This is a genomic window from Planifilum fimeticola (assembly GCF_003001905.1).
In the GTDB taxonomy this organism is placed as follows: Bacteria; Bacillota; Bacilli; order Thermoactinomycetales; family DSM-44946; genus Planifilum; species Planifilum fimeticola.
Map to the genome: position 1 here is coordinate 107,428 of NZ_PVNE01000006.1, position 24,383 is coordinate 131,810.

Sequence of the window (24,383 nt, forward strand, 5' to 3'; positions counted from 1 at the left end):
ATGCAAGGGGAAATTTTGTTCCAGACCGGATCCCCTTTCCACGGATTATTGTAACCAACTCCGCTTTTTTCATCAAGGGGTGGAGCTTTTGTGAGACCGTCGGTGCCGAAAAAGGCTTTTCCACGGAATTCCGCGAGAGCAGGCAGCGGTTTTTGTGGTAAAATGGATATGAAAGCGCGACGCGGACCCACGGTTTTCGACCGGAGGCGTCGAAGGATGTCACCCTTTCGTCGATCGGTTTCATCCCGGGAATGTTCGGCGGGAAGGTTTTTGCTCAAGTCGAAAAAGAGTGAATAATCAACCCGGCTCGTCGACTGAACGGATGTCGAAATCGCGCGGAGGTGGAAAAGATGGCCTTGCAAATCAGTTACGGTCTGATACAGGAGCAGCGAATGAAACTGGTGATGACGCCGGAATTGCGTCAAGCCATTCAGTTGCTCCAGCTCTCCGCGGCGGATTTGGAGCAGTATATTCATGAACAGTTGGCGGAGAATCCGGTGTTGGAAATTGACGAACCGAGCGGGGAAGGGAGAGAAGAGAGCGACGTCCCTCTGCTGGATGCCGATCCGGGGGATTGGATGGCGTATGTCCGGCGAAGCGGGAGGGGGGAGCGGGGAGCCCCCAACCGCGATGCGGAGGGGTTTCCCTTCGAAAATCTGGCGGCTCCGTCGGAGTCCCTGGCGGAGGCGTTGGAGTCCCAGCTGCGCTACCTGCATCTGGATTCCGGCACGAGGGCCCTTTGCCGCTATTTGATCGGAAACCTGGATGACAACGGGTACCTGAGAATCGATGACACCTCCGTATGTAAACGCTTTAATGCCGATTCGCAAGCCTTTGAGCGGGCTCTCCAGGTGATTCAATCCCTGGAACCGGCGGGGGTGGGAGCCCGCTCCCTGTCGGAGTGCCTTCGTCTCCAGCTGTTGCGGGAGGATCCCCCGGACGAAGTGGCTCTCAGGATCGCCGAAAGACACCTTCCCGACGTGGCGGGGGGCCGGATCCGCAAGATCGCCCGGCAATTGGGATGTGAAGTCCGGCGCGTGCAGGAGGCGGTCGATCGCCTGAAGAGTTTGAATCCCCGGCCGGGCATGACCTTCGCTTCCTCCGCTCCCCGCTACGTGTTGCCGGATGTCTGCGTGGAGCGGGTGAACGGAGATTACGTCGTCCTGGTCAATGAGGGATTTTTGCCCCGCCTCACCGTGAGCGACCGATACCAGCGGATGATGGTGGACGGCGGGGAGCAGGCCCGGAAGGCGGCGGATTATCTCAGGAATTGGTTTCAATCGGCGGTTTGGCTCGTTCGGGGAATCGAACAGCGGCGACAAACCCTGTACCGGGTGACGCGGGTGATCGTCGAGAAGCAGAGGGCCTTTTTGGATCGCGGCGTGGATTGCTTGAAGCCGCTCACTCTGCGGGAAGTGGCGGAGGAGCTGGGTCTGCACGAGTCCACCGTGAGCCGCGCCACCCAAAACAAGTACGTGCAAACTCCGCGCGGCCTCTTTTCCTTCCGTTATTTTTTCCCGTCCGGAGTCGATTCCGCTTCGGGAGGCACGGCGGCCAAAAGCGTGAAAAAGCGCATTGCGGAATTGATTCAGGGGGAGGATAAGCGCAAGCCCTTATCCGATCAGCAGATCGCCGACCGTCTCCGAGCCGGGGGTCTTCGAATCTCTCGGCGGACCGTGGCCAAATACCGGGAAGAGCTCGGGATTCCCTCCTCGATGGCCCGGCGCAGGTACGACGGCTGATCGCTTCTTTTATCCGAGCCTGTGACAATCAAGGGAATCTTTGCAGAGGAGGCGGGAACGGCTTTTCCTGCACCTTGTCAGCCTTCGATCCATCGGATACAATAAGGGTGGAAGCCGTTCCTCCTTTTCTTTTTGCCGCCTTGGGACATATTTTGTTATACAGGGACATTAATTGTCCCGATCGAAAAGGTGAGATGATGAAGTCGCTGTTGGAACTGCAAAAGAAATTATTGCCCGACATGCTGGAGGTGATGCGCAAGCGTTATGAAACGCTGCGGCACCTGCAGCTGATGCAGCCTGTGGGACGACGGAGTCTGGCGGCGGCCATGGGGACGACGGAGCGAATCCTGCGGGCGGAGGTGGATTTCCTGAGGTTGCAGGGTCTGGTGCACGTCGATCCCCTCGGGATGCGCGTCACCCAGCAGGGCGCCGAATTGCTTGCGGAAATGGAGCCCTTGATCAAGGAGCTTTTCGGTCTGACGGAACTGGAGGAGGCGCTTCGGCGTCATCTGGGGCTCCGGCGCGTGATCATCGTTTCCGGCGACGCTGATCAGTCCCAATGGGTGAAAAAGGAGATGGGGCGGGCGGGAGCCCGTCTTCTCCGGGAAGAAGCCCGTCCCGGTCAGGTGGTGGCGGTGGCCGGCGGGACCACCGTCGCGGCGGTCGCCGAGATGATGGCCCCGACGCCGCAGCTGAAGGAGACCACCTTCGTGCCCGCCCGAGGCGGACTGGGAGAGGCAGTGGAGCTGGAAGCCAACTACATCGCTTCGCTCATGGCCAAGAAGACCGGGGGAAGTTACCGCCTGATGCATGTTCCCGACCAGCTGAGCGAAGAGACTTACCGCACGGTGATCCGGGAACCGCACATCCGCGAGGTGTTGGAGCTGTTGAAAACGGCCCGGATCGCGGTGCACGGAATCGGCGGCGCCATGGAAATGGCCGTCCGTCGCAAATCTTCTATGGAGTTGCTGCGTCATCTTCGGGAGAAGGAGGCGGTGGGCGAGGCCTTCGGATATTACTTCAACCGCCAAGGGGAGATCGTCCACAGGATGAAGACGGTGGGGATCCGGCTGGATGATCTGCAGCGGATGGAGCGGATCATCTCGGTGGCCGGAGGAGCCAGCAAGGCGGATGCCATCGCCGCGATTTGTTCGGTCGCCTGCCGGGATACACTGATAACCGATGAAGGGGCGGCCCGGGCCATTCTGGAGAAAGCGCAGTAATGCTTTGACTTTCCCAATAAACCATGAGGGATCGGAGGGTGAATGTGATGGCCAAGACGAAAATCGGCATTAACGGGTTCGGACGGATCGGTCGGAATGTTTTTCGTGCGCTGATGGATCATCCCGAACTGGAAGTGGTGGCGGTCAACGACCTGACCGACGCGGGCACGCTGGCCCATCTGTTCAAATACGATTCGGTTCACGGCCGCCTGGAGGCGGATGTGGAAGTGACCGATGAGGGCTTTGCGGTTAACGGCCGCCCGGTGAAGGTGCTGGCTGAGCGGGATCCGGCCAACCTCCCCTGGGGGGAACTCGGGGTGGATTTGGTGGTGGAGTCGACCGGCCGGTTCCGGAAACGGGAGGATGCGGCCAAGCATCTGCAGGGTGGAGCCAAGAAGGTGATCATCTCGGCTCCTGCCAAGGACGAAGATGTTACCATCGTGATGGGAGTGAATGAGGACAGCTACGATCCGGCCAACCATCACGTCATTTCCAACGCCTCCTGCACCACCAACTGTCTGGCGCCGGTGGTGAAGGTCCTTCACCAAAAATTCGGCGTGCGCCGCGGGCTGATGACCACGGTCCACTCCTATACCAACGACCAGCAGATCCTCGACCTTCCCCACAAGGATTTGCGCCGCGCCAGGGCGGCCGGGATGTCGATCATCCCGACGACGACGGGGGCCGCGGCGGCCGTTGCCAAGGTGCTGCCGGAGCTGAAAGGGAAACTGAACGGTTTTGCCATGCGCGTTCCCACCCCCAACGTGTCCGTCGTCGATCTGGTGGCCGAACTGGATCGGGAAGTGACGGCGGAGGAGGTCAACGAAGCGTTGCGCCTTGCGGCGGAAGGGGATCTGAAGGGGATTCTCGGCTACACTGAGGAGCCGCTGGTGTCCAAGGACTTCAACGGCGATTCCCGGTCCTCCATCGTCGACGCGCTCTCCACGATGGTGATGGAAGGAAACATGGTGAAGGTGGTCGCCTGGTACGACAACGAATGGGGATACTCCAACCGCGTGGTCGACTTGGCCGCTTATATTGTCAAGCGGGGTCTGAAAGCCTAGAATATGAGAGGAACGGAGGAGAGGCCTTCTCCTCCTTCTCATGTGCGGAGGGAGATGGACTTCGTGAAAAAGAAAACGATCAGCGATGTGGACGTCCGGGGTCAACGCGTGTTTTGCCGGGTGGACTTCAACGTCCCTCTGGAGGGAGGAAAAGTGGCCGACGACACGAGGATCCGCGCCGCGCTCCCCACGATCCGTCACCTGGCGGAGAGGGGAGCCAAAGTGATCCTCGCCAGCCATCTGGGCCGTCCGAAGGGGCAGGTCAAGGAGGAGCTGCGGCTCACCCCCGTGGCCGAGCGGCTGTCGGAACTGCTGGAAAAACCGGTGGAAAAGGCGGACGACGTGATCGGCCCCTCGGTGGCGGAACGGGTGTCCCGATTGGCGGAGGGGCAGATCCTCCTCCTGGAAAACGTCCGCTTCCACCCCGGTGAGGAGAAAAACGATCCGGAACTGGCCAAGGCTTTTGCCGAGCTGGCCGATCTGTACGTCAACGATGCCTTCGGGGCGGCTCACCGGGCCCATGCCTCCACGGAGGGGATCGCCCGTCACCTGCCTGCGGTGGCCGGTTTTTTGCTGCAGAAGGAGCTCGAAGTGTTGGGCGAGGCCCTGGAGTCGCCGGAGAGACCCTTCACGGCGGTGATCGGCGGGGCCAAGGTGAAGGACAAGATCGGCGTCATCGAAAACCTGCTGAACAAGGTGGACAATCTGCTGATCGGAGGGGGCTTGTCCAACACCTTCATCAAAGCGCAAGGGCATGAGGTGGGCAAATCCCTCCTGGAGCAGGACAAAGTGGATCTGGCCCGCCGGCTGATCGAGCTGGCCGGGGAAAAGGGAGTGCACCTGCTGTTGCCGATCGACGTGGTGGTTGCGGACCGGCTGGAGCAGCCCGAAGACATCGGCGCGGTGGCGGTGGAGGCGATTCCCCCCGACCGGATGGCGCTGGATATAGGGCCGAGGACGCGCGAGCGGTTTGCCGAAGTGATCCGCCAGTCCAGACTGGTCGTGTGGAACGGGCCGATGGGCGTCTTCGAACAGGAACCCTTCGACGAGGGGACGAATGCGGTCGCCCGGGCCCTGGCGGATTCAAAAGCCCGGTCCATCGTTGGAGGCGGCGATTCCGCGGCGGCCATCGAAAAGTCGGGTCTGGCGGATCGAATCGACCACATCTCCACCGGCGGCGGGGCTTCCCTGGAATTGATGGAGGGGAAAGAGCTCCCGGGTGTGGCCGCGCTGGACGACCGGGACTAATCACAGAAAGGGGGACAGCCATGCGCATTCCCGTCATCGCAGGAAACTGGAAGATGCATAAGACCGTCAAAGAAGCGCTGTCCTTTCTCAGCACCCTTCGCTCGGGATCGTTGCCCGGGAATGTGGAAACGGTGATCTGCGCGCCTTATCCCGCCCTTCCCGCGCTGGTCGAGGCGGCGGAGGAAACCGGCATCGGAATCGGGGCGCAAAACCTGCACTGGGCCGAAGAGGGGGCGTACACCGGCGAGGTGAGCGCCCGGATGCTGACCGATATCGGCGTTCGCTACACGATTATCGGCCATTCCGAGCGGCGGGCCTATTTTGCCGAGACGGACGAGTCGGTCAACCGGAAAGGGAAGACCGCCCTGAAACACGGTCTGGTACCCATCCTCTGCGTCGGCGAGTCGCTCGAGGAGCGGGAAAGCGGAAAAACGAAGCATGTGGTGCGGGAGCAGATCCTGCGGGCCCTGGACGGGTTCGGATCGGAGGAAGTGAAGCGGCTGATCGTCGCCTACGAGCCGGTCTGGGCCATCGGGACCGGCCGGGCGTCCACGGCGGAGGATGCCGGCGAGGTGATCGGATTCGTCCGCCGGACGATCGCCGATCTCTACGATCAGCAGGTGGCAGCTGAAGTGCGCATCCTGTACGGCGGAAGCGTGAAGCCGGACAACATCGGGTCGTTCCTGGCCGAAGCCGACATCGACGGAGCCCTGGTGGGGGGAGCCAGCCTGGATCCGGAGTCGTTCCGGCAACTGGTCGCCGCCGCGGCTTCCGGGAGGGAGAAAGGATGAACGAGCGCAAAAAACCGGTGGCTCTGATCATTCTGGACGGCTTTGCCCTTCGGGAGGAAACCCATGGGAACGCCGTCGCCCAGGCGAAAAAGCCCAACTTTGACCGCTATTGGTCCCGCTATCCCCACACCCTTCTTCAGGCCAGCGGCGAGGCCGTCGGCCTGCCGGAGGGACAGATGGGCAACTCCGAAGTGGGTCACCTCAACATCGGTGCCGGCCGGATCGTCTACCAGGATCTGACCCGGGTGACGAAGGCGATCCGGGAGGGGAGCTTTTTTGAAAACGAAACCTTCCTCGGAGCCATCCGCCACGTGAAGGAACACGGGAGCAAGCTGCACCTTTACGGATTGCTGTCGGACGGAGGGGTTCACAGCCATATCGACCACCTGTTCGCCCTCCTGGAGCTGGCGGCCCGGCAGCAGGTCCCCGATGTGCTGGTCCACGCCTTTTTGGACGGGAGGGATGTGGCGCCCGACAGCGGCATCCGATACATCCGGCAGCTGCTCTCCAAGATGGAGGAGTTGGGGACCGGGCGGCTCGCCACGATTCAGGGGCGGTATTACGCCATGGATCGGGATCGCCGCTGGGACCGGACGGAAAAGGCCTACCGGGCGATGGTCTACGGAGAAGGACCCAAATACCGGGATCCCGTCCAGGCGGTCAAGGAATCCTATGAAAAGAGCGTCTACGACGAGTTTGTGATGCCCACGGTGATCGTCGATGAAAAGGATCAACCGGTGGGTCTGATCGAAGACGACGACGCCGTGATCTTTTACAACTTCCGCCCCGACCGGGCGATCCAGATTTCCCTCGCCTTCACCAACGAGGATTTCCGCGGCTTTGACCGGGGACCCCAACGGCCGAAAAACCTGTATTATGTCTGTCTCACCCACTTCAGCGAGACGGTGCAGGGGTATGTGGCCTACCGGCCGACGGATCTGGACAACACCCTCGGCGAGGTCCTGTCCCAACACGGTCTCCGTCAGCTGCGCATCGCCGAGACGGAGAAATACCCCCATGTCACCTTTTTCTTCAGCGGAGGCCGGGAAGATCCATTTCCGGGGGAGGACCGGATTCTGATCGACTCCCCCAAGGTGGCCACCTATGACCTGAAACCGGAGATGAGCGCCTATGAGGTGACCGAAGCGCTCCTGAAGGAGATCGCGGCGGAGAAGCACGACGTGATCATCCTCAATTTCGCCAATCCGGACATGGTGGGCCACTCCGGCAAGCTGGAACCGACGGTCCGGGCGGTGGAAGCCGTCGACGAATGCCTGGGTCGGGTGGTGGAAGCGGTTCTCGCCAAAGGGGGCGTCGCCGTCATCACCGCCGACCACGGAAACGCCGACATGGTTCTGGATGCGGAGAACCGTCCGCACACGGCCCACACCACCTTCCCGGTGCCCTTCATCGTCACGGACGAAGGGGTGAAACTGCGGGAGGGAGGAATTTTGGCGGATATCGCTCCGACGATCCTGCGCCTGCTGGGCTTGCCCCGGCCGAAGGAGATGACGGGGCGTTCCATCGTCCTCTGACCCGGAGTTTGGACGGAGCTTTCGCGACAGGATAACACGCCCCTCCGCGCTTTGACGCGGAGAACCTTACGGAGGGAGGATCCAAATCCATGACGACGATTACCCACGTGCTCGCCCGGGAAGTGCTGGACTCCCGCGGAAACCCCACCGTGGAGGTGGAAGTGTATCTGGAATCGGGAGCCCGGGGCCGGGCGATCGTCCCGTCCGGCGCCTCGACGGGGGCCCATGAGGCGGTGGAACTGCGGGACGGAGACAAGGAGCGCTACCTGGGAAAAGGGGTGCTGAAGGCGGTTCAAAACGTCAACGACGTAATCGCGCCCAAGCTGGAGGGAATGGACGCCCTGGAGCAGGTGGCGATCGATCGGCTGCTGATCGACCTGGACGGCACTCCCAACAAGGGAAAACTGGGTGCCAACGCCATCCTGGGGGTTTCCATGGCCGTCGCCCGCGCCGCCGCCGAGGCCCTCGGCATGCCTTTGTACGCCTACCTGGGCGGCTTCAACGCCAAGGTGCTGCCCGTGCCCATGATGAACATCCTGAACGGCGGCAAGCACGCCGACAACAATGTGGACATTCAGGAGTTCATGATCATGCCCGTGGGGGCGAAGTCCTTCGCCGAAGGGCTGCGGATGGGCGTGGAAGTGTTCCACAGCCTGAAATCCGTCCTGAAGGAGAAGGGGCTGGCCACCTCGGTGGGTGACGAAGGGGGCTTCGCTCCCAACCTTTCTTCCAATGAGGAAGCCCTTCAGACGATCATGGCCGCCATCGAGCGCGCCGGTTACCGACCCGGCGAGGATGTCCGGCTGGCCCTCGATGTGGCCTCCACCGAATTGTACCGGGACGGCGCCTATCATTTGGCGGGCGAGGGTGTGACCAAGTCGGCCGATGAGATGATCGCCTATTACCGGGAGCTGGTGGAGAAGTACCCGATCGTCTCCATCGAAGACGGATTGGCCGAAGACGATTGGGAGGGATGGAAAAAGCTGACGGAAGCCCTGGGCGGAAAGGTTCAGCTGGTGGGGGACGATCTGTTCGTCACCAACACCGAGCGGCTGTCCCGGGGAATCGAAGCCGGCGTGGGCAATTCCATCCTGATCAAGGTGAACCAGATCGGAACCTTGACCGAGACCTTCGACGCGGTGGAGATGGCCAAACGGGCGGGGTACACGGCGGTCATTTCCCACCGCTCCGGAGAGACGGAGGATACGACCATCGCCGACATCGCGGTGGCAACCGGCGCGGGACAGATCAAGACCGGCGCCCCTTCCCGGACCGATCGGGTCGCCAAGTACAATCAGCTCCTCCGGATCGAGGAAGAGCTGAACGCCAGCGCCCGGTATCCGGGACAAGCGGCCTTTTACAATCTGAAGGGTTGACGTGTCTCACGCCCAGGGATGCACCCCGGAAAGGGCTTCGGGCCCGCGGGATGCATCCCTTTTTTTCCGTTGATCCCTTTTCGCGGTTGCAAAGCCCCCGGGCTTGTGCTACATTTACTGCAGTGGAAGTGTGGGCGGAGGTGGATATACCTTGGAACTGGCGGCCAAAATTCTGCTGGCGATCGTCAGCATTGGTTTGATCGTCGTCGTTTTGTTGCAATCGGGCAAAAGCGCCGGACTGTCCGGAGCCATCGCCGGCGGCGCCGAGCACCTGATGGGGAAAGCCAAGGCGCGGGGGATCGATGCCCTGCTTCACCGGATCACGGTGGTGTTGGCCACCCTGTTTATCCTGCTGACGCTGTTGGTCGGCTACTTCGTCAAGTGAAGAGGGATTGAAGCAGCGAGGTTCCGCCTTGCTGTTTTTTCTTTCGGGACGCATAAACGGACGGCCGGAGATATTCTCCGGCCGCTTCCTGCGCGCGAGAGGGGAGGGGGCATGCCGTGCCGTTCGACCGGGGCGGGATCGTTTGCGGCATCCCCCTTCCCTTTTTCCGTATCGATACCGATGGACCCTTAACCCTTTCTTTTCGACGGCGGTCTGTGTTATGGTAAAATTGTCCAGTCCGTCGGGACGCGGGAAAGAAGGAAGCGGGACACATGTTTCCTTCAGGGCGGTCCGCTTGCTCCTTCACGGATAGATCATCGCAAAGCTTGGAGAAAATAATAACGCAAAAAACGGGAGGCGGTTCATGAAAATCGTTCGTCGTTCACCGGAACCTTTTTTTTATCCGGGCGGAGAGATCGGATTGCTGCTGGTGCACGGGTTTACCGGTTCCCCGGCGGAATTGAGGCCGATGGGGGACTATTTCAGGAAAAGGGGGATTTCCGTCCATGCGCCCCTGCTCAAGGGACACGGGACCAGCCCGGAGGAGTTGGCAGGGACCACTTGGATGGACTGGCGGGAAAGCGTGCTTCAGGCTTATGACCGGTTGTGCCGGGACGCGGGCGTCCGACGTGTGTTCGCCGCGGGACTGTCGATGGGAGGGCTGTTGGTGCTGGATCTCGCCAGGCATCGTCCCCTCGACGGGGTGATCTCCATGTGCGCCCCCATTTGGTTGAAGGACCGACGGGCCGTTTTTGCTCCCCTGGTGCGCTTTTTCAGGCCGTATCTGCCGCGGCGGGAAGTCAAGGAAGCCCATATCGAGGAGCACCTGGTGCCCTACGACCGGTTGCCCCTCGTCTCCGTCGGCCACCTTCTGCGGCTGATCCGACAGGTGCGCCGTCGCTTGCCGGAGATCACCGTGCCGGCGCTGGTGATTCAATCGGAACGGGACGAAACCGTCGAACCCTCCAGCGGCCGGTACATTCTGAAGCGTCTCGGTTCGGAGGAGAAGGAGTTCAAATCCTACGCCAACTCTTCCCACATCATCACTCTGGACCGGGAACGGGAGCGGCTGTTCGCCGATGTGGAAAATTTTATTCAGCGCGTGACGCGAGAGGAAATCAGAGAGGAGAAGTAGGGTGACCCAAGAACAGGATATTCTTCGGTTTATGCAAAAACAGGCATACAAACCGATGACCCTTCAGGAGCTGTTGGAAACCTTCGGGGTCGAGGAAGATGAGGACCGGGAGCAATTTCAGCGGTTGCTCGCAGGAATGGAAGCCGAAGGGAAAATCGTGCGCACCCGGTCGAAGCGGTACGGGGTGCCCGAACGGCTCAACCTGGTGCGAGGCACTCTGCAGGGACATCCCAAAGGGTTCGGCTTTGTCGTTCCCGATACCCCCGGAAAGCCGGATGTCTTTGTTCACCCCAACGATTTGAACGGAGCGATGGACGGAGATCTCGTCCTCGCCCGCCTGCAGGGGGGGAAGCGGGACGGCCTCCGGCCGGAAGGGGAGGTTGTGCGCATTCTCAAACGGGGGCGCACCTTTGTGGTGGGAACCTTCACGTCCCCTTCCCGCCATTTCGGCTTCGTCATTCCCGATGACCGAAGGCTTCCCGCGGACATCTTCATCCCGCCGGAGGGACGAAACGGCGCGAAGGAAGGGCAAAAGGTGGTGGTCCAGCTTCACCACTATCCCGACGCGCGGCACAGCGCCGAAGGGGTGGTGACGGAGATCCTGGGGCACAAGGATGACCCGGGGGTGGACATCCTGTCCATCATCCGCAAATATCAGCTGCCGGAGGAATTTCCCGAGGACGTGCTACGGGAGGCGGAACAGATTCCCGAAACCATCGATCCGAAGGAGCTCGAGGGACGCCGCGATCTGCGGGACCGGACGCTGGTCACCATCGACGGAGAGGATGCGAAGGATCTGGACGATGCCGTTTCCGTGGAACGGCTGCCTAACGGCCATTTCCGGCTCGGGGTGCACATCGCCGATGTGAGCTACTACGTGAAGGAAGGAAGCGCCCTGGACCGGGAAGCCTACCGGCGCGGTTGCAGCGTCTATCTGGTGGACCGGGTCATTCCGATGCTTCCCCCGCGCCTGTCCAACGGCATCTGCAGTCTCAATCCGCGGGTGGACCGGCTCACGATCACCTGCGATATGGAACTGAACGAACAGGGGGACGTGGTGGATTACAATATTTATCCCAGCGTGATCCGCACCCGGGAGCGGATGACCTACGACGCCGTGAAGCGCATTTTGGTGGATGAGGAGCCCGAACTGATCGAGCGCTACGAGCCCCTCGTCGACGATTTCCGGCTGATGGCCCGGCTCGCCAGGATTCTGCGTCAGCGGCGGATGAAGCGGGGAGCCATCGATTTCAACTTCAGCGAGGCGAAAATCAAGGTGGACGACCGGGGCAAACCGGTGGAAATCGTCCGCCGGCCGCGAACCATCGCCGAGTCGTTGATCGAAGAGTTCATGTTGGCGGCCAACGAGACGGTCGCCGCCCATTTCGCCCGTGCGGAGATCCCCTTCCTCTACCGGATCCACGAAAAGCCGGACACGGAGAAGCTGCAGTCCTTCTTCGAATTTATCACGCACTTCGGCTATTCGGTTCGGGGGCAGGCGGACAAGATCCGCCCCCGCGCCCTGCAGCAGCTCCTGGAGGAAATCGAGGGCAAGCCGGAGGAGACCTTGATCAGCACGGTGATGCTCCGTTCGATGAAGCAGGCCCGCTACGCGGCCGAGTGTCTGGGCCACTTCGGGCTGGCCGCCCGGTATTACACCCATTTCACCTCGCCGATCCGCCGGTATCCCGACCTGATGATTCACCGCATCATCCGCGAGGTGCTGACGGAGGAATTCTTCTCCCTGCAGCGAATCGATCAGCTGAACGCGCAGCTGCCGGAAACGGCCGATCAGGCGTCCAAGCGGGAGCGGATCGCCATCGAGGCGGAACGGGAGACGGATGATCTGAAGAAGGCCGAATTCATGATGGACCGGATCGGCGAAGAGTTCGAAGGGCTGATCAGCAGCGTCACCTCCTTCGGGATTTTCGTGGAGCTGGAAAACACCGTCGAAGGCATGGTTCATGTCAGCTACATGAACGACGACTATTACCATTACGACGAGGAGACCTACAGCCTTTACGGGGAGCGGACCGGAAAGGTGTACCGAATCGGAGACCGGGTGAAGGTGCGGGTGACCGGTGTCAACATCGACGAGCACAAGGTGGATTTCGAACTGGTCTCCAAGGAAGAAAAAGAGGACGAACCGGCGAAAACGGACAGGCGGGGCCGAAGGAAAGGAAAGCGCGGCCGCCTGCGGGAGCGGGAGGATGGAAAGCGAAAGCGGAAAAAGGGCAAGCGGAAGAAGCAAAAATGAGGCCGCTTTCGGGCGAGGGCATGCCCCGTCTTGTTGACAAACATCCACGCCGTTGCTATAGTAAGTGATGCGACTTTTCGGGGGAGGGGTGAGCACGGTGGCCAGGAACGGGATGAAGGTGATCGCCCGAAACAAAAAGGCGCTTCATGATTATCACATTGAGGATACCTATGAAGCCGGCATCGTGCTCACCGGGACGGAGATCAAGTCGATCCGGCAGGGACGGGTCAACCTGCGGGACAGCTTTGCCCGGATCGACAACGGGGAAGTGTTTCTCCTGAACATGCACATCAGCCCCTATGAACAGGGGAACCGCTTCAACCCCGATCCGACGCGGACGCGAAAGCTGCTCCTCCACAAGGAGGAGATCCGCAAGCTGATCGGTCTGACCCGGCAGAAGGGTTACACCCTGGTCCCGCTGGATGTCCACCTCCGCAACGGCTTCGCCAAGGTTCAGCTCGCCCTGGCCAAGGGGAAAAAGCAGTACGACAAGCGGGCGGACATCGCCAAGAGGGACGCCCAGCGGGAGATCGAGCGTCGGCTGAAGGATCGCCAGTTTCGTTAGCGCCCGCTCTGCCTTGGACAAATTTGCTTGCCACATTCCCCTTTACATTCTCCGTTTGCGGTGATATAATATCCAATGTCCATCGATTCCGGAATCCTGGGGGCGTTCATGGGATTCGACGGGGATCGATCGAGCGTCGGCAGCGAGCCGAGGGGCTGCGGCCTTCGTCAAAAACGCAGGTTGCCAAATGTAACTGGCAAACAAGAAAACTACGCTCTGGCTGCTTAATTCCAGCCAGGATCCGCTTTACCGTCGCCCGTGCGGTGTCGTCGGGTCTCAAACCTAGCGGGCTAGCCGACCGAAGTCGCCGCCGGTCGGAAGGCGAAACCAAGGCGGCTGGCCGGATGGAACGCCTGTCACTGGGCAGTCCGTGCGGCGAGATTTAGTACAGTGACTGCGCTCGGAGAAACCGGCGTGGCGAGGTCTCCGGACAGCGGTTCGACTCCGCTCGCCTCCACCAAAACATTTTCATTCGGTTATGCTGACGTAGCTCAGCTGGCAGAGCACTTCACTCGTAATGAAGGGGTCGGGGGTTCGAATCCCTCCGTCAGCACCACGAACAAAAACGCGGTTTCCGCTGGGAACCGCGTTTTTTATTTGTCGAATGGGGGAGCCGATGGATTGTTCCCGCACCGGAAGGAAGGTCGGAAGGATTTTTCCTGGGCATCCCGTGACGCGGCAGGGTCCCTCCTTCACAAGCTGAACCGATTCCTTCATGATCTTTCGGACCCCGGTCCGACGAAGATGGGGCCTCGGGGAGGATGGATTTCCACCGGGATCGTGTTACGATTCGTGATGTGCTTCATCGGCTGAAAGGATGGAGGGGAAGCCGACATGACGGACAAAAAACAAAAATTCCTTCCGACTCCCGCTACGCGACGGCTTCAAAGGGCCGTCGCATCATGCTCTTTGATCTTTGCCCTTGGGACTGCTTTGCACAACTTCGTAATCATCGATCCGTCCTTTATCGAAACGATGATGAAGATGGCGGGCGTTTCAAATCCGGCTGCGGAAGCCGTCAGCTTTACAAAAGGGTTTCGGATCGTAGGTTGCCTGTATATCGTCGGGAATGCATTGGGCGTTCTTTCGATCAAAAGCCGATCCGGAGCCTTGTGGTGGATCCTCTTGTTTGTCAATATGACGCAGGGATTGGGGCCAGCTTGGATCCCGGCATCCATGTGGCGCCTTGCCCTGGATGTGTACGGTGTGTGGGGAATCTTGCCCAGTGCGATCACTGACGGCGGTGCGCTTGTCTTGGCCATGACGATGATCTATTCCATGATCAAATATCGTTCAACCTGGGGACAACGCCGTGCGCCTTCCTAATTTAGGGACCCATTCTCCGCGGGTTAACTCTTATTGGAGGCGCCCCGTACCCTCGATGTCATTTCCATGCCGCGGCGAGGATCTTCCCGTCGCAAGTTATGAAAGATAATTTCATATTTTCAAAAGAGAATGTTGACTCCCGAAAAAAGGGATGTTAAAATTTGGCCAGACAAATATACTAGCATGATTACCATGCCAGTCGGTTTGCCTTGCGAGATGGAGACGTTGGACGGTGATTCAGTGGCGAAACTGCAGAAGGAAAACTTGAAAAAGGGTTCCACGCGGGAATTCATCTATCAAACGTTGAGGGACAAGATCCTCCGGCTGGAGTTGAAGCCGGGAATCAAAATTTCCGAGGCCGAGATCTCCGAACAACTGAAGGTGAGCCGGACGCCCGTCCGGGAATCCTTTTTGAAATTGTCCCAGGAGGATCTGCTGGAGATCTATCCCCAAAAGGGGACCTTTGTCTCCCTCATCGACCTCGATCTCGTGGAGGAGGGCCGATTTGTAAGGGAAAACATCGAGCGGGCCATCGTCCGGGTCGCATGCGACAGCTTTTCGGATGAACATCTGTTCCAGTTGGAAACCAATCTGAAAATGCAGGAGATCTGCAACGAAAAACAGGATTATACGCGCCTCTACCGGCTGGACGATGAGTTCCACAAGCTCCTGTTCTTCGGGTGCGGCAAGATCCGAACCTGGAACATGCTGCAACAGATGAACACGCATTTTAACCGCATGAGGCACTTGCGGCTGCTCTCCTCTCTGGAATGGGACGTGATTGTCGCCCAGCACCAGGAAATATTCCGACTGATCAACGATAAAAGGAAGGATCAGGCCGAGGAGGCGATGATCAAACATCTGCGCTTGGCCGTGATGGAGATCGACCTGTTGACGGCGCAATACCCGGAATACTTTCGTTTTCGCGAAAAATGAGAAAGGGGGGTGACAGGTTATCGCGGGAGGCGGGAGCTTGAAGTAAGGAGACTTCGTTCGTGCAACGGATCAACCATCTTGGAAAAGGGAAGTTTGAGGGGCACATTTGCGCAAAAACCTTTTCTGGGGAGGAGCATGATGAAACGCTTCAAAGGGCCTTTCACTTCGGTCGCTGCGGTTTTTTTGTCGGTGTTGCTGTTGTTGACGGGGTGCGGCGGCGGCAGCACGGCCGACCGCGAAGGCGATAAAGTGACGATTCGGTTCTCCTGGTGGACCAATCCGACGAGAACCAAGATGACGCAGGAGGCCATCAAGCTTTTTGAGGAGAAGCATCCCGACATCGATGTGGTCATGGAATACAGCTCCTGGGACAGCTACTGGCAGAAGCTGGCCACCCAGACCGCGGGCGGCGGAGCCCCCGACGTGATGCAGATGGACGGTTCGCAATTGAGGACGTATGTGGAGAAGGGACAACTCATGGATTTGTCGACAACGGACGTGGATACGTCCGGCCTGTCAAAGGAGACCCTTGAACTCGGCAAAGTGGATGGGAAATTGTACGGTTTGACGACCTCCATCAATTCCCAGATGTTCATCTACAACCCCGAGATTTTCAAGAAGGCCGGGGTGTCTTTCCCGGAGGACAACTACACCTGGGAAGAACTGGCGGAGTTGTGCATCAGGATTCATGAAAAGACGGGCGTGTACGGCATGGCCAACGAGATGGAACAGACGGGCCTGCTGAGTTATTTTGCGAGAACGAAGGGTGAGGAGCTGTACGACGGAAACAAAATCGGGCTGTCCAAGAAAACGCTTACAGAGTGGTTCCAATACTGGCTGGACCTGCAGGAGAAGGGCGGCGTACCGACGGCCGAGGAAAACGCTTCCTACAGCCACAATGATCCTTCCGCCAGCCCCTTCATCAAAGAAAAAACGGCCATCAACTGGCTGTTCCTCGGAACGGACCCCAACTACGAACAGAGTCTGGGAAAACCCATCGGCCGGGGGCTGCTGCCGGAGTGGGGGAATGACAACAAGCCGTACCCGCTTCACGGAGCCATGTTCTGGTCCATGTCTTCCAAGACCAAACATCCCGAAGCGGCGGCAAAGCTGATCAATTTCCTGGAGAACGATCCGGAAGTGGCCAAGATCTTCAAGACCGACCGCGGGATTCCCGCCAACAACGAAAACATGAAAATCGTCGCCGAATCCGCAGAGGACGAGACGGTCAAAAAGCAGACCGACTTCATGGAAAAGGTGAAAGCCGTGGCATCCCCCGAAAAGCTGGCGCCTCCGGGATCGAGCGAGATCGCGGACATCCTGAAGAACCTCTCCCAGCAGGTGACATTCAAAGAAATTACGCCGAGCCAAGCGGCGGAGGAGTTTATCAAACAGGGAAACAAAGCCTTGTCCCAGGGATGATCGCCGCAATTTTTGACACGATGCCGCCCGCCGCGGCATCGTGTCAAAGGAGGTCTTTTTCACGTGGCTGAAATTCAGACGGTGATGCGAAGAGTCAGGTTTCATCGCAAATCCCGGATGGAGACCCCGCTTCAAAGGAATTTGGCGGCTTACACCTTCCTCATCCCCTGGCTGACCGGGATGATGTTCCTCACCCTGGGAGCCATGCTTTTTACCTTTTATCTCGCCTTTACCGATTACGATCTCATAAGTTCGCCCGAATGGGTCGGATTGGAAAACTTCCGGCAGATCTTTCGCGACCCCAACTTCTGGGCTTCCATCCGCGCCACCTTCACCTACGTGGTTTTCTCCGTTCCCGCCCGCTTGGTCGTTTCCCTGCTCATCGCCCTCTTATTGTACAAGGAAGTGCGGGGCATCGGCTGGTATCGCGCTTTTATCTACCTGCCCTCCCTGATCGGAACCAGCGTGGGCGCCGCCATCGGCTGGAGAAATCTGTTCGCCGAAGACGGACCGATCAATTCCTTTCTCGGCCTGTTCGGGATCGAGGGGCCCAATTGGGTGGGCAATCCGTCGACGGCCATCGTGGTTTTAATTTTGCTCAGCGTCTGGCAATTCGGTTCGGAAATGGTCATTTTCCTGGCCGGCCTGAAACAAATTCCCGGATACCTGTACGAAGCGGCGATCATCGACGGCGCGTCGGCGATGCAGCGGTTTTTCAAAATCACGTTGCCGATGTTGTCCCCGATCACGTTCTTCAACCTGTTGATGGGCACGATCTCTTCGTTCATGATCTTCACGCAGGTGTATATCATCACAGGGGGCGGACCGATGAAGTCCACGTTGATGTATGTGTACTACTTGTACCAGCAGGCCTTCACTTACTACAACATGGGATACGCCGCCGCCTTGTCGATCATCTTGCTCATCATCATCGGTCTTTGCTCGGCCGCCATCTTTCTGAGTTCGAGACTCTGGGTCAATTATGACGTTTAAAAGGTGGTGGACAAAGGGTGAATCGCCGATCGCCCATGAAGACGGTCCTGCGCCACGCGGTTCTCTTGCTGGTGACCTTTGTGATGGTCTATCCCATCCTGTGGATGTTTTTTTCCTCCTTCAAACCGGACGATCAAATTTTCTCCACCTCCGATTTGTGGCCGGAGACGTGGACCCTGGACCATTATCTCGCTGGCTTTAACGGCAAGTTGGGCATGAACTTCGGTCAGCTGATGTGGAATTCGCTGATCATTTCGGCGGTGGTCGTCGTCGGGACGATCTTCAGTTCCTCGTTGACGGGCTTCGCCTTCGCCCGCCTCCGGTTTACGCCGCGGCGGTTCCTGATCGGGTTCATGCTTTCGACCATGATGCTGCCGGCGCAGGTCGTCATGATTCCGCAGTACATCATGTTTCATAAGATCGGATGGGTCAACACCTATCTCCCGCTGACGCTGCCCAGCTTTCTCGGGACCGTGCCCTTCTTTATCTACCTGATGGTCCAGTTTGTCCGTGGAATTCCCAGGGAGCTGGACGAGGCGGCTTACATGGACGGGTGCAGCAAGTTTCAACTGTTCCGTTTGATCATCTTTCCCCTCGCCCGACCCGCGATCATCACCATGTCCATTTTCTCCTTCTACTGGACATGGAATGACTTTTTCGGCCAGCTCATCTATTTGTCGGATCCGGAGCTTTACACGGTGTCCCTCGGCCTCAGCATGTTCATCGACAACACGGGCAACACCCAGTGGGGGGATCTGTTCGCCATGTCGATCCTGTCGATCGTTCCGGTGTTTATCGTCTTCCTGTTCTTCCAGCGCTATCTGGTGGAAGGGATCGCCACCCACGGTCTGAAGGGTTGAGGAACCGAACCCTTCCGGCGACCTTAAGCTTTTTGGAAGGGGGAGAGCATGGGCGTCACGATTCAAGAGGTGATCGATCGGCTGAAGGACTCCGGTCCAGATACCGTAGATGGGGTGGACGGCCTCCTGTTCGGAGATCCGGATGCGCCCGTCAGCGGGATCGTCACCGCCTTTTCGGCCACCCATCGGGTGCTCAGGCGGTCCATCGCGCTGAATGCCAATCTGGTGATCAGTCACGAGGGGATCTTTTACAGCCACCGGCACGAGCAAACCGTGCCGGAGGCCGACTCCGTCCGCCGGGACAAAGAAAGGCTGATCGAGGAGGCCGGCCTCGCCGTCTATCGCTGTCACGATTTCGTTCATCGCTGCCGGCCCGACCTCATCACCAGGGGACTCATCCGGGCGCTGGGGTGGGAGTCGTATCTGGTGAAGGAATCGCCTGAGGCCGGCATTCTGCATCTTCCAAAGACGACGCTGAATCGGCTGGTTCAGCGCGTCAAGGAACGGTTGGATCTGCCCTATTTGCGCGTGGCCGGGGATCTTTCCGCGGAGTGCAGCCGCGTCGGAATCTTGGTCGGCTATCGAGGGGGCGGCCGGACGGCGATCCCGCTCTATGAGGGAGAAGGCGTCGATGCGGTGATCGCGGGCGAGGGGCCCGAATGGGAGGCGCCGCAGTACGTGAAGGATGCCGCCTTTCAGGGAAAAGGGCGGGCGTACATCGCCTTGGGCCATGCGGAAAGCGAAGAGCCGGGGATGAAATATCTGGCCGAGGTCCTGGGCAGGTCCTTTCCGTGCCTTGCCGTCCATTTCGTCCCTGAAACCCCGGTTTTCCGGGTGGTATAGGAAAAGCCCGTGGGAATCGAGTCCCACGGGCTGATCAGCTTCGACGGCCTATCTTTCATCCTTCACTTCCCGGTGAAACGGGGCGGGCGCTTCTGGAAGAAAGCCGAGACCCCCTCCAGGAAATCCCGGGTTTTGCCCGCCTCCGATTGCCCCCGGGCTTCCGCTTCGAGGGCGGTGGCCAGGTCGCTTTCAAAGCTGCTCGCCATCAATCGCTTGGTGATCGCCAGCGCTTTGGTCGGGGCCTGGGCCAGGCGCTCGGCCAGTTTCATCGTTTCCTCTTCCAGGGCCTCGTCCGGCACCACGCGGTTGACCAATCCGGCCCGGAAAGCCTCCTCCGCGGAGAGGGTCTCTCCCAGCATGGCCATCTCCATGGCCCGTCCCAGTCCCATGAGCCGGGGCAGGAAGAAGGAGGTTCCCGCATCCGGAACCAGGCCGATCTTGATAAACGCCATGCAGTAGGTGGAGCCGGCGGCGGCGATCCGGAAATCGCAGGCGAGGGCCACCCCCAGGCCGGCGCCGTAGACGGGGCCGTGGAGGGAGGCGATGATCGGCTTCTCCACCTCCACCATCCGCATCAGCAGGCGGTTGTAGGTTTTGCGCAGGAATTTCCCGAGATCCGGCTCCTCCTCCGACGGATCGATGGCGCCCAGATCGGCGCCGGCGCTGAATCCCTTTCCGCTCCCCTTCAGCACGATGCAGCGGACGGTCCCGTCCTCGGCCACCCGGTTCAGGGCGTCGTAAACCTCTTCGTGCATGGTCATGTTGAAGGCGTTGAGGGATTTGGGCCGGTTGAAAACAATCGTCGCGACGGCATCCTTTTGTTCCAGGCGGATCGTTTCGTACATCGGGCAGCCTCCTTTTTTGTGAATAAGGGGAATCACGGTGTAATCAAAGGATTCGCCGAAGCGGGCTCCTTTCCTGCCCCCGCTTTGTACATTGGGCGCCCGCTCGGCTGACGCGGCGTGACGTGTTATACTAGGATCAGCAGCGGGAGGTGGTTACATGGGCAAATCCCTGAATCCCGGAAGCGTGATTCCCCTCTACCATCAATTGAAGGAGATCCTGAAAGAAAACATCGAATCGGGCGTATGGAAGCCGGGGGACCGGATTCCATCGGAAAACGAGCTCCGGAAGCAGTATGACGTCAGCCGGAACACGGTGATCAAGGCCCTCGAGGAATTGGTGCAGGAAGGCCTGCTCCGCCGGGAACAGGGGAGGGGGACCTTCGTCTCCTCGCCGAAAATTTCCCATTCCCTGACGGGGTTTTACAGTTTCAGCAACGTGCTCAAGGCCAACGGGCTTGAGCCGAGGGATGTGATCCTCGGTCTGGAAAAGCGGACTGCCAAACCCAGCATCGCCCGGCATCTTAAGCTGACCGGTTCGCAGGAAGTGTGGGTTCTGAAGCGCCTGCGCTGCGCCGGCGAAGAGCCCATCATGCTGGAAACCTCCCACCTTCCCCAACATCGCGTCTCCCGGATTGAACAGGCCGATCTGGAGAACCGCTCCCTCTACGACTATCTGGAGCAGAAACACGGCATTCTGGTGACCCGGGCCAAGGAGATCTTCGAACCGGTGCTGATTCGGGATTATGAGAGCAGATACCTCCGGGTCCCCGAAGGGTATCCGGCCCTCTTGCTGGACAGGATCGCCTACGATTCCCAGGGGCGTCCCGTGGAATTTTGCCGCTCCATCGTGCGGGGAGACCGCTGCCGGTTTTATACGGAGCTGCTCTGATGCCTTCGGTGATTCAAGTTGACCCAACAACCCAACAATGGTATATTTGGGGTAGGAGGAGAATTCCAAACAGCGGGTGAAACGTATGGAAAACAATTACACTTACCGGGAAATCACCCGGCAACCCGAGACCTGGAGAGAAACCGTACAAATCGTGTCGGACAGAAAGGATGAACTGCTGCGTCTGGTTGAGGAATTCAGACCGGAGGAGCTCCTCTTCACCGGTTGCGGTTCCTCCTACTATCTTTCCATCGCCGCCGCCTATCTGTTCCAGGAGAAGCTCGGCGTTTCGGCCAAAGCCGTTCCCGCCTCGGACATCTTGCTGAAGCCCGCCTCCGTCTTTTCCAGAGGCCGCAGGACGCTGGTGATCGGTTCGTCCCGCTCGGGGGACACCACCGAGCTGGTGCGCGCCATGGAGACGGCCCGAAAGCAGCCCTCGGTCCGCACCCTCGGCATCACCACCAATCCCGACAGCCTGCTGGCCCGGGAGGGGGAAGCCGTCGTCCTGCCGCACGTTCAGGAAAAAAGCGTAGTCATGACCGGTTCCTTTTCCAACATGCTGCTCACCCTGCAGCTGATGGCGGGATGGCTTTCCGGCGATACCGCCTTTCTTGAGGAGCTGAAGCGGCTGCCGGAGCTGGGGCAGGAGCGCATGGCCAAAGCGGAGGAGTTGGGACGGATCGTCGGAGGAGATCAGCGCTTCGACCACTACATTTACCTCGGACAGGGCAGCCTGTTCGGCCTGGCCCTGGAGGGGATGCTGAAGCTGAAAGAGATGACCCAGGTGCAGGCGGAAGCCTTCAACCCCTTGGAGTTCCGTCACGGACCGATTTCCGTGCTCGACGAACGCTGTCGCGTCATCCTGCTGAGCGATCGGTCCCTCCGTCCCTATCGCCGTTCGCTGATCGAAGACCTTCGCAGTCTGAAGGCCGAAGTGGTGCTGATCGACGAGGAGGTCGGAGAGGAGAGGGACGACACCCCGTGGGATCTCGGATCCGGCTTGTCGGATCAAGCCCGCATCCTCCTGTACCTGCCGTTCCTCCATTTCATCGGCTATTTCCGCGCCCTGAGCCTGGGGCTCAACCCCGACCGGCCCCGCCATCTGAACCAGGTGGTGGTGCTGGAGGAAGAAGAGGGATGAACCGGTGGCGCTGATCACGACGAAACACCTGCTCGCGGATGCCTATCGGAACCGTTACGCCGTCGCCGCCTTTGCCGCCCACAACCTGGAAATGATGAAGGCGGTGGTGGAGGCGGCGGAGGAGTCGGGGGCGCCGGTGATCCTGCAGACCACCCCCGCCACCATCCGTTATGCGGGCTTGGGGACGATCGTCGCCATGGTCCGGGCGGCGGCCGAAGGGGCAAAGGTGCCCGTGGCCCTGCATCTGGACCACGGCGACACTTTCGAAACGGTGGTCCGCTGCCTCCGGGCAGGATACACGTCCGTCATGGTGGATGGCTCGCGGTTGCCCTTTGCGGAGAATGCCGCCTTTGCGGCCAAAGTGACGGAGGCGGCCCACGCCGTCGGGGTGCCGGTGGAGGCGGAATTGGGGACGATCGGCGGGGCGGAGGAGGACGTGAGCGGAGAGGAAGGCCTTACCGATCCCGGGGCGGCGGAGGAATTCGTGCGAAGAACGGGCATCGACTTCCTGGCGCCGGCCTTCGGCACCGCCCACGGGGTCTACAAGGGGGAAATCCGGCTGGATCTTTCCCGCCTGGAATCCATTTCCCGCCGCGTCGGCATTCCCCTCGTCATGCACGGCGCCTCCGGCGTTCCCGAAGAGCTGCTCCGCCGGGCCATCGCCCGCGGCGTCAGCAAGGTCAACTTTTCCACGGAGCTGAAGCAGGCCTTTGCTAAGCATTTGCGGACTTATCTGGCGGATCATCCCGGGGAGATCGATCCCCGCCGGATGTTGCTGCCGGCGAGGGAAGCGGTGAAACAGGTGGCCAAAAGAAAAATCGAGTTGGTGAGCGGGGTTGTGCCGTGATTACCGTCGTCAGTCTCAATCCGGCCATCGACAAAACCTACCGGGTGCCCTCCCTTCAACCGGGACGCATCCACCGGGTGACAAAGGTGGAGGCCTCTCCCGGAGGCAAGGGGATCAACGTGGCCAAGGTGTTGAAACGACTCGGCATCGACGTCCGGGTGACGGGTTTCGTCGGGGGAGGGACGGGTGAAGCCCTCCTCCGGGGGCTTGAACGGATGGTCATTCCCCATCGCCTGGTGCGCATTCCGGGAGAAACCCGCACCTGCCTCAACATCCTGGACGAAGCCGGGCGGACGCAGACGGAATTTTTGGAGCCGGGGCCCGCGGTGCCGAAGGATCAGTGGGAGGCGTTGAAGGAGACGGTGGCGGAGCTGGCCGAAGGGAGTCGGGTGGTCGTTTTTTCGGGCAGCCTCCCCCCCGGTTTGCCGACGGAGGCCTACCGGGAATTGGTCTTCATCGTCCAATCCAGGGGGGCCAAAGCCGTCGTCGATGCCGGAGGTGCCCCCCTGGACCGGGCTTTGGAGGCTTGCCCCTTCGCGGTGAAACCCAACGGGGCGGAGATGGCCTCCCTGTTTGGAAAGGAAGAGATGAGCGAGTCGGAGCGGCTTAAAGCCCTCCGCGATTGGAACCGAAGGGGCATCCCCTTCGCCTGCGTCACTCTGGGGGAGGGGGGTGCTCTCGCCTCTGCGGGGGGACGCGTTTATCGGGTGACTCCCCCGGCAATCGAGGCGGTGAACCCCGTCGGCTCCGGTGATGCTTTCGCCGCGGGATTGGCGGCCGGCCTCGATCGGGGCGATGGGCTCGAATCGACCCTGGCTCTGGCCACCGCGGCCGCTGCGTCCAATGCCCTGCATCTCCAGGCGGGACAGGTGGACGAAAACCAGGTGGCTTCCCTGCAGGAACAAGTGAAAGTGACGGTCTTGTCCCCTTGAGGGGCTATTTTTTTTTCGATGTTTTCTT

At 59.9% G+C, this 24,383-nt stretch carries 22 protein-coding genes, 1 tRNA gene and 1 other RNA gene; 23 read left to right on the forward strand and 1 reads right to left on the reverse strand.

All coding sequences use genetic code 11. The features are described from left to right. Positions 1 to 350: 350 nt before the first annotated feature. The 19 genes from rpoN (at position 351) to CLV97_RS05750 (ending at position 19,701) form a co-directional block, all read left to right on the forward strand. Entirely contained in the window at positions 351 to 1,742 is a 1,392-nt protein-coding gene (rpoN, locus tag CLV97_RS05655) for an RNA polymerase factor sigma-54 (RefSeq protein WP_106344548.1), read from the forward strand. Positions 1,743 to 1,939: 197 nt separating this feature from the next. Next, entirely contained in the window at positions 1,940 to 2,965 is a 1,026-nt protein-coding gene (locus tag CLV97_RS05660) for a sugar-binding transcriptional regulator (RefSeq protein ID WP_106344549.1), read from the forward strand. 47 nt (positions 2,966 to 3,012) lie between these two features. Further along, positions 3,013 to 4,029: an ArsJ-associated glyceraldehyde-3-phosphate dehydrogenase gene (locus CLV97_RS05665; RefSeq protein ID WP_106344550.1), complete on the forward strand. Its 1,017-nt coding sequence runs from the start codon at positions 3,013 to 3,015 to the stop codon at positions 4,027 to 4,029. Positions 4,030 to 4,092: 63 nt separating this feature from the next. Beyond that, on the forward strand, positions 4,093 to 5,277 hold the full coding sequence (locus CLV97_RS05670; protein WP_106344595.1) for a phosphoglycerate kinase: 1,185 nt from the start codon (positions 4,093 to 4,095) through the stop codon (positions 5,275 to 5,277). Between the two features lie 20 nt (positions 5,278 to 5,297). Next, the gene (gene tpiA, locus CLV97_RS05675; protein WP_106344551.1) at positions 5,298 to 6,068 is read left to right on the forward strand and encodes a triose-phosphate isomerase; all 771 of its coding nucleotides are present in this window, start codon (positions 5,298 to 5,300) and stop codon (positions 6,066 to 6,068) included. Next, positions 6,065 to 7,603 (forward strand): 2,3-bisphosphoglycerate-independent phosphoglycerate mutase, encoded by a 1,539-nt coding sequence (gpmI, locus tag CLV97_RS05680; RefSeq protein ID WP_106344552.1) that lies wholly within the window; start codon positions 6,065 to 6,067, stop codon positions 7,601 to 7,603. The genes tpiA and gpmI overlap by 4 nt, the downstream gene beginning before the upstream one ends. A gap of 89 nt (positions 7,604 to 7,692) precedes the next feature. After that, positions 7,693 to 8,979 carry a phosphopyruvate hydratase gene (gene eno / locus CLV97_RS05685; RefSeq protein WP_106344553.1) on the forward strand — a complete coding sequence of 429 codons (1,287 nt, stop codon included), beginning with the start codon at positions 7,693 to 7,695 and terminating at the stop codon, positions 8,977 to 8,979. A 151-nt stretch (positions 8,980 to 9,130) separates the two neighbouring features. Beyond that, entirely contained in the window at positions 9,131 to 9,364 is a 234-nt protein-coding gene (gene secG, locus CLV97_RS05690) for a preprotein translocase subunit SecG (protein WP_092037488.1), read from the forward strand. A 364-nt stretch (positions 9,365 to 9,728) separates the two neighbouring features. Continuing rightward, complete coding sequence (locus CLV97_RS05695) at positions 9,729 to 10,499, forward strand: alpha/beta hydrolase (protein WP_106344554.1); 771 nt, start codon at positions 9,729 to 9,731, stop codon at positions 10,497 to 10,499. Positions 10,500 to 10,530: 31 nt separating this feature from the next. After that, entirely contained in the window at positions 10,531 to 12,756 is a 2,226-nt protein-coding gene (gene rnr, locus CLV97_RS05700) for a ribonuclease R (RefSeq protein WP_245891393.1), read from the forward strand. 112 nt (positions 12,757 to 12,868) lie between these two features. Next, positions 12,869 to 13,321: an SsrA-binding protein SmpB gene (gene smpB / locus CLV97_RS05705; RefSeq protein WP_106344596.1), complete on the forward strand. Its 453-nt coding sequence runs from the start codon at positions 12,869 to 12,871 to the stop codon at positions 13,319 to 13,321. A 98-nt stretch (positions 13,322 to 13,419) separates the two neighbouring features. After that, positions 13,420 to 13,781: a transfer-messenger RNA gene (ssrA, locus tag CLV97_RS05710) on the forward strand. Between the two features lie 20 nt (positions 13,782 to 13,801). Further along, positions 13,802 to 13,877 (forward strand) — tRNA-Thr (locus CLV97_RS05715). A gap of 278 nt (positions 13,878 to 14,155) precedes the next feature. Next, on the forward strand, positions 14,156 to 14,647 hold the full coding sequence (locus tag CLV97_RS05725) for a hypothetical protein (RefSeq protein ID WP_106344557.1): 492 nt from the start codon (positions 14,156 to 14,158) through the stop codon (positions 14,645 to 14,647). A 192-nt stretch (positions 14,648 to 14,839) separates the two neighbouring features. Then, a complete protein-coding gene (locus CLV97_RS05730) occupies positions 14,840 to 15,583 on the forward strand; it encodes a GntR family transcriptional regulator (protein WP_425440548.1) in 744 nt (247 codons plus the stop codon). Positions 15,584 to 15,721: 138 nt separating this feature from the next. After that, a complete protein-coding gene (locus CLV97_RS05735; protein ID WP_170070373.1) occupies positions 15,722 to 17,005 on the forward strand; it encodes an ABC transporter substrate-binding protein in 1,284 nt (427 codons plus the stop codon). Positions 17,006 to 17,068: 63 nt separating this feature from the next. Further along, positions 17,069 to 17,998: a carbohydrate ABC transporter permease gene (locus tag CLV97_RS05740; protein WP_245891386.1), complete on the forward strand. Its 930-nt coding sequence runs from the start codon at positions 17,069 to 17,071 to the stop codon at positions 17,996 to 17,998. Between the two features lie 17 nt (positions 17,999 to 18,015). Next, on the forward strand, positions 18,016 to 18,858 hold the full coding sequence (locus tag CLV97_RS05745) for a carbohydrate ABC transporter permease (RefSeq protein WP_245891387.1): 843 nt from the start codon (positions 18,016 to 18,018) through the stop codon (positions 18,856 to 18,858). Positions 18,859 to 18,906: 48 nt separating this feature from the next. Further along, positions 18,907 to 19,701, forward strand: a complete 795-nt coding sequence (locus CLV97_RS05750; protein WP_106344560.1) for a Nif3-like dinuclear metal center hexameric protein — start codon at positions 18,907 to 18,909, stop codon at positions 19,699 to 19,701. Between the two features lie 62 nt (positions 19,702 to 19,763). Here the strand turns inward: CLV97_RS05750 and CLV97_RS05755 are convergent, their stop codons facing one another. Further along, positions 19,764 to 20,546 (reverse strand): enoyl-CoA hydratase/isomerase family protein, encoded by a 783-nt coding sequence (locus CLV97_RS05755; RefSeq protein WP_106344561.1) that lies wholly within the window; start codon positions 20,544 to 20,546, stop codon positions 19,764 to 19,766. Between the two features lie 157 nt (positions 20,547 to 20,703). On the opposite strand from CLV97_RS05755, the gene CLV97_RS05760 reads away from it, so the two are divergent. The 4 genes from CLV97_RS05760 to CLV97_RS05775 all read left to right on the forward strand — a co-directional run bounded on the left by CLV97_RS05760 (position 20,704) and on the right by CLV97_RS05775 (position 24,355). Then, positions 20,704 to 21,435, forward strand: coding sequence for a GntR family transcriptional regulator (locus tag CLV97_RS05760; protein WP_106344562.1), 732 nt, complete (start codon positions 20,704 to 20,706; stop codon positions 21,433 to 21,435). An 85-nt stretch (positions 21,436 to 21,520) separates the two neighbouring features. Beyond that, positions 21,521 to 22,576: an SIS domain-containing protein gene (locus CLV97_RS05765; protein ID WP_106344563.1), complete on the forward strand. Its 1,056-nt coding sequence runs from the start codon at positions 21,521 to 21,523 to the stop codon at positions 22,574 to 22,576. A 4-nt stretch (positions 22,577 to 22,580) separates the two neighbouring features. Continuing rightward, positions 22,581 to 23,423 (forward strand): class II fructose-bisphosphate aldolase, encoded by an 843-nt coding sequence (locus tag CLV97_RS05770; RefSeq protein WP_106344564.1) that lies wholly within the window; start codon positions 22,581 to 22,583, stop codon positions 23,421 to 23,423. Then, positions 23,420 to 24,355: a 1-phosphofructokinase family hexose kinase gene (locus CLV97_RS05775; RefSeq protein WP_106344565.1), complete on the forward strand. Its 936-nt coding sequence runs from the start codon at positions 23,420 to 23,422 to the stop codon at positions 24,353 to 24,355. Before CLV97_RS05770 ends, CLV97_RS05775 begins: the two co-directional genes overlap by 4 nt. Positions 24,356 to 24,383 lie beyond the last annotated feature (28 nt).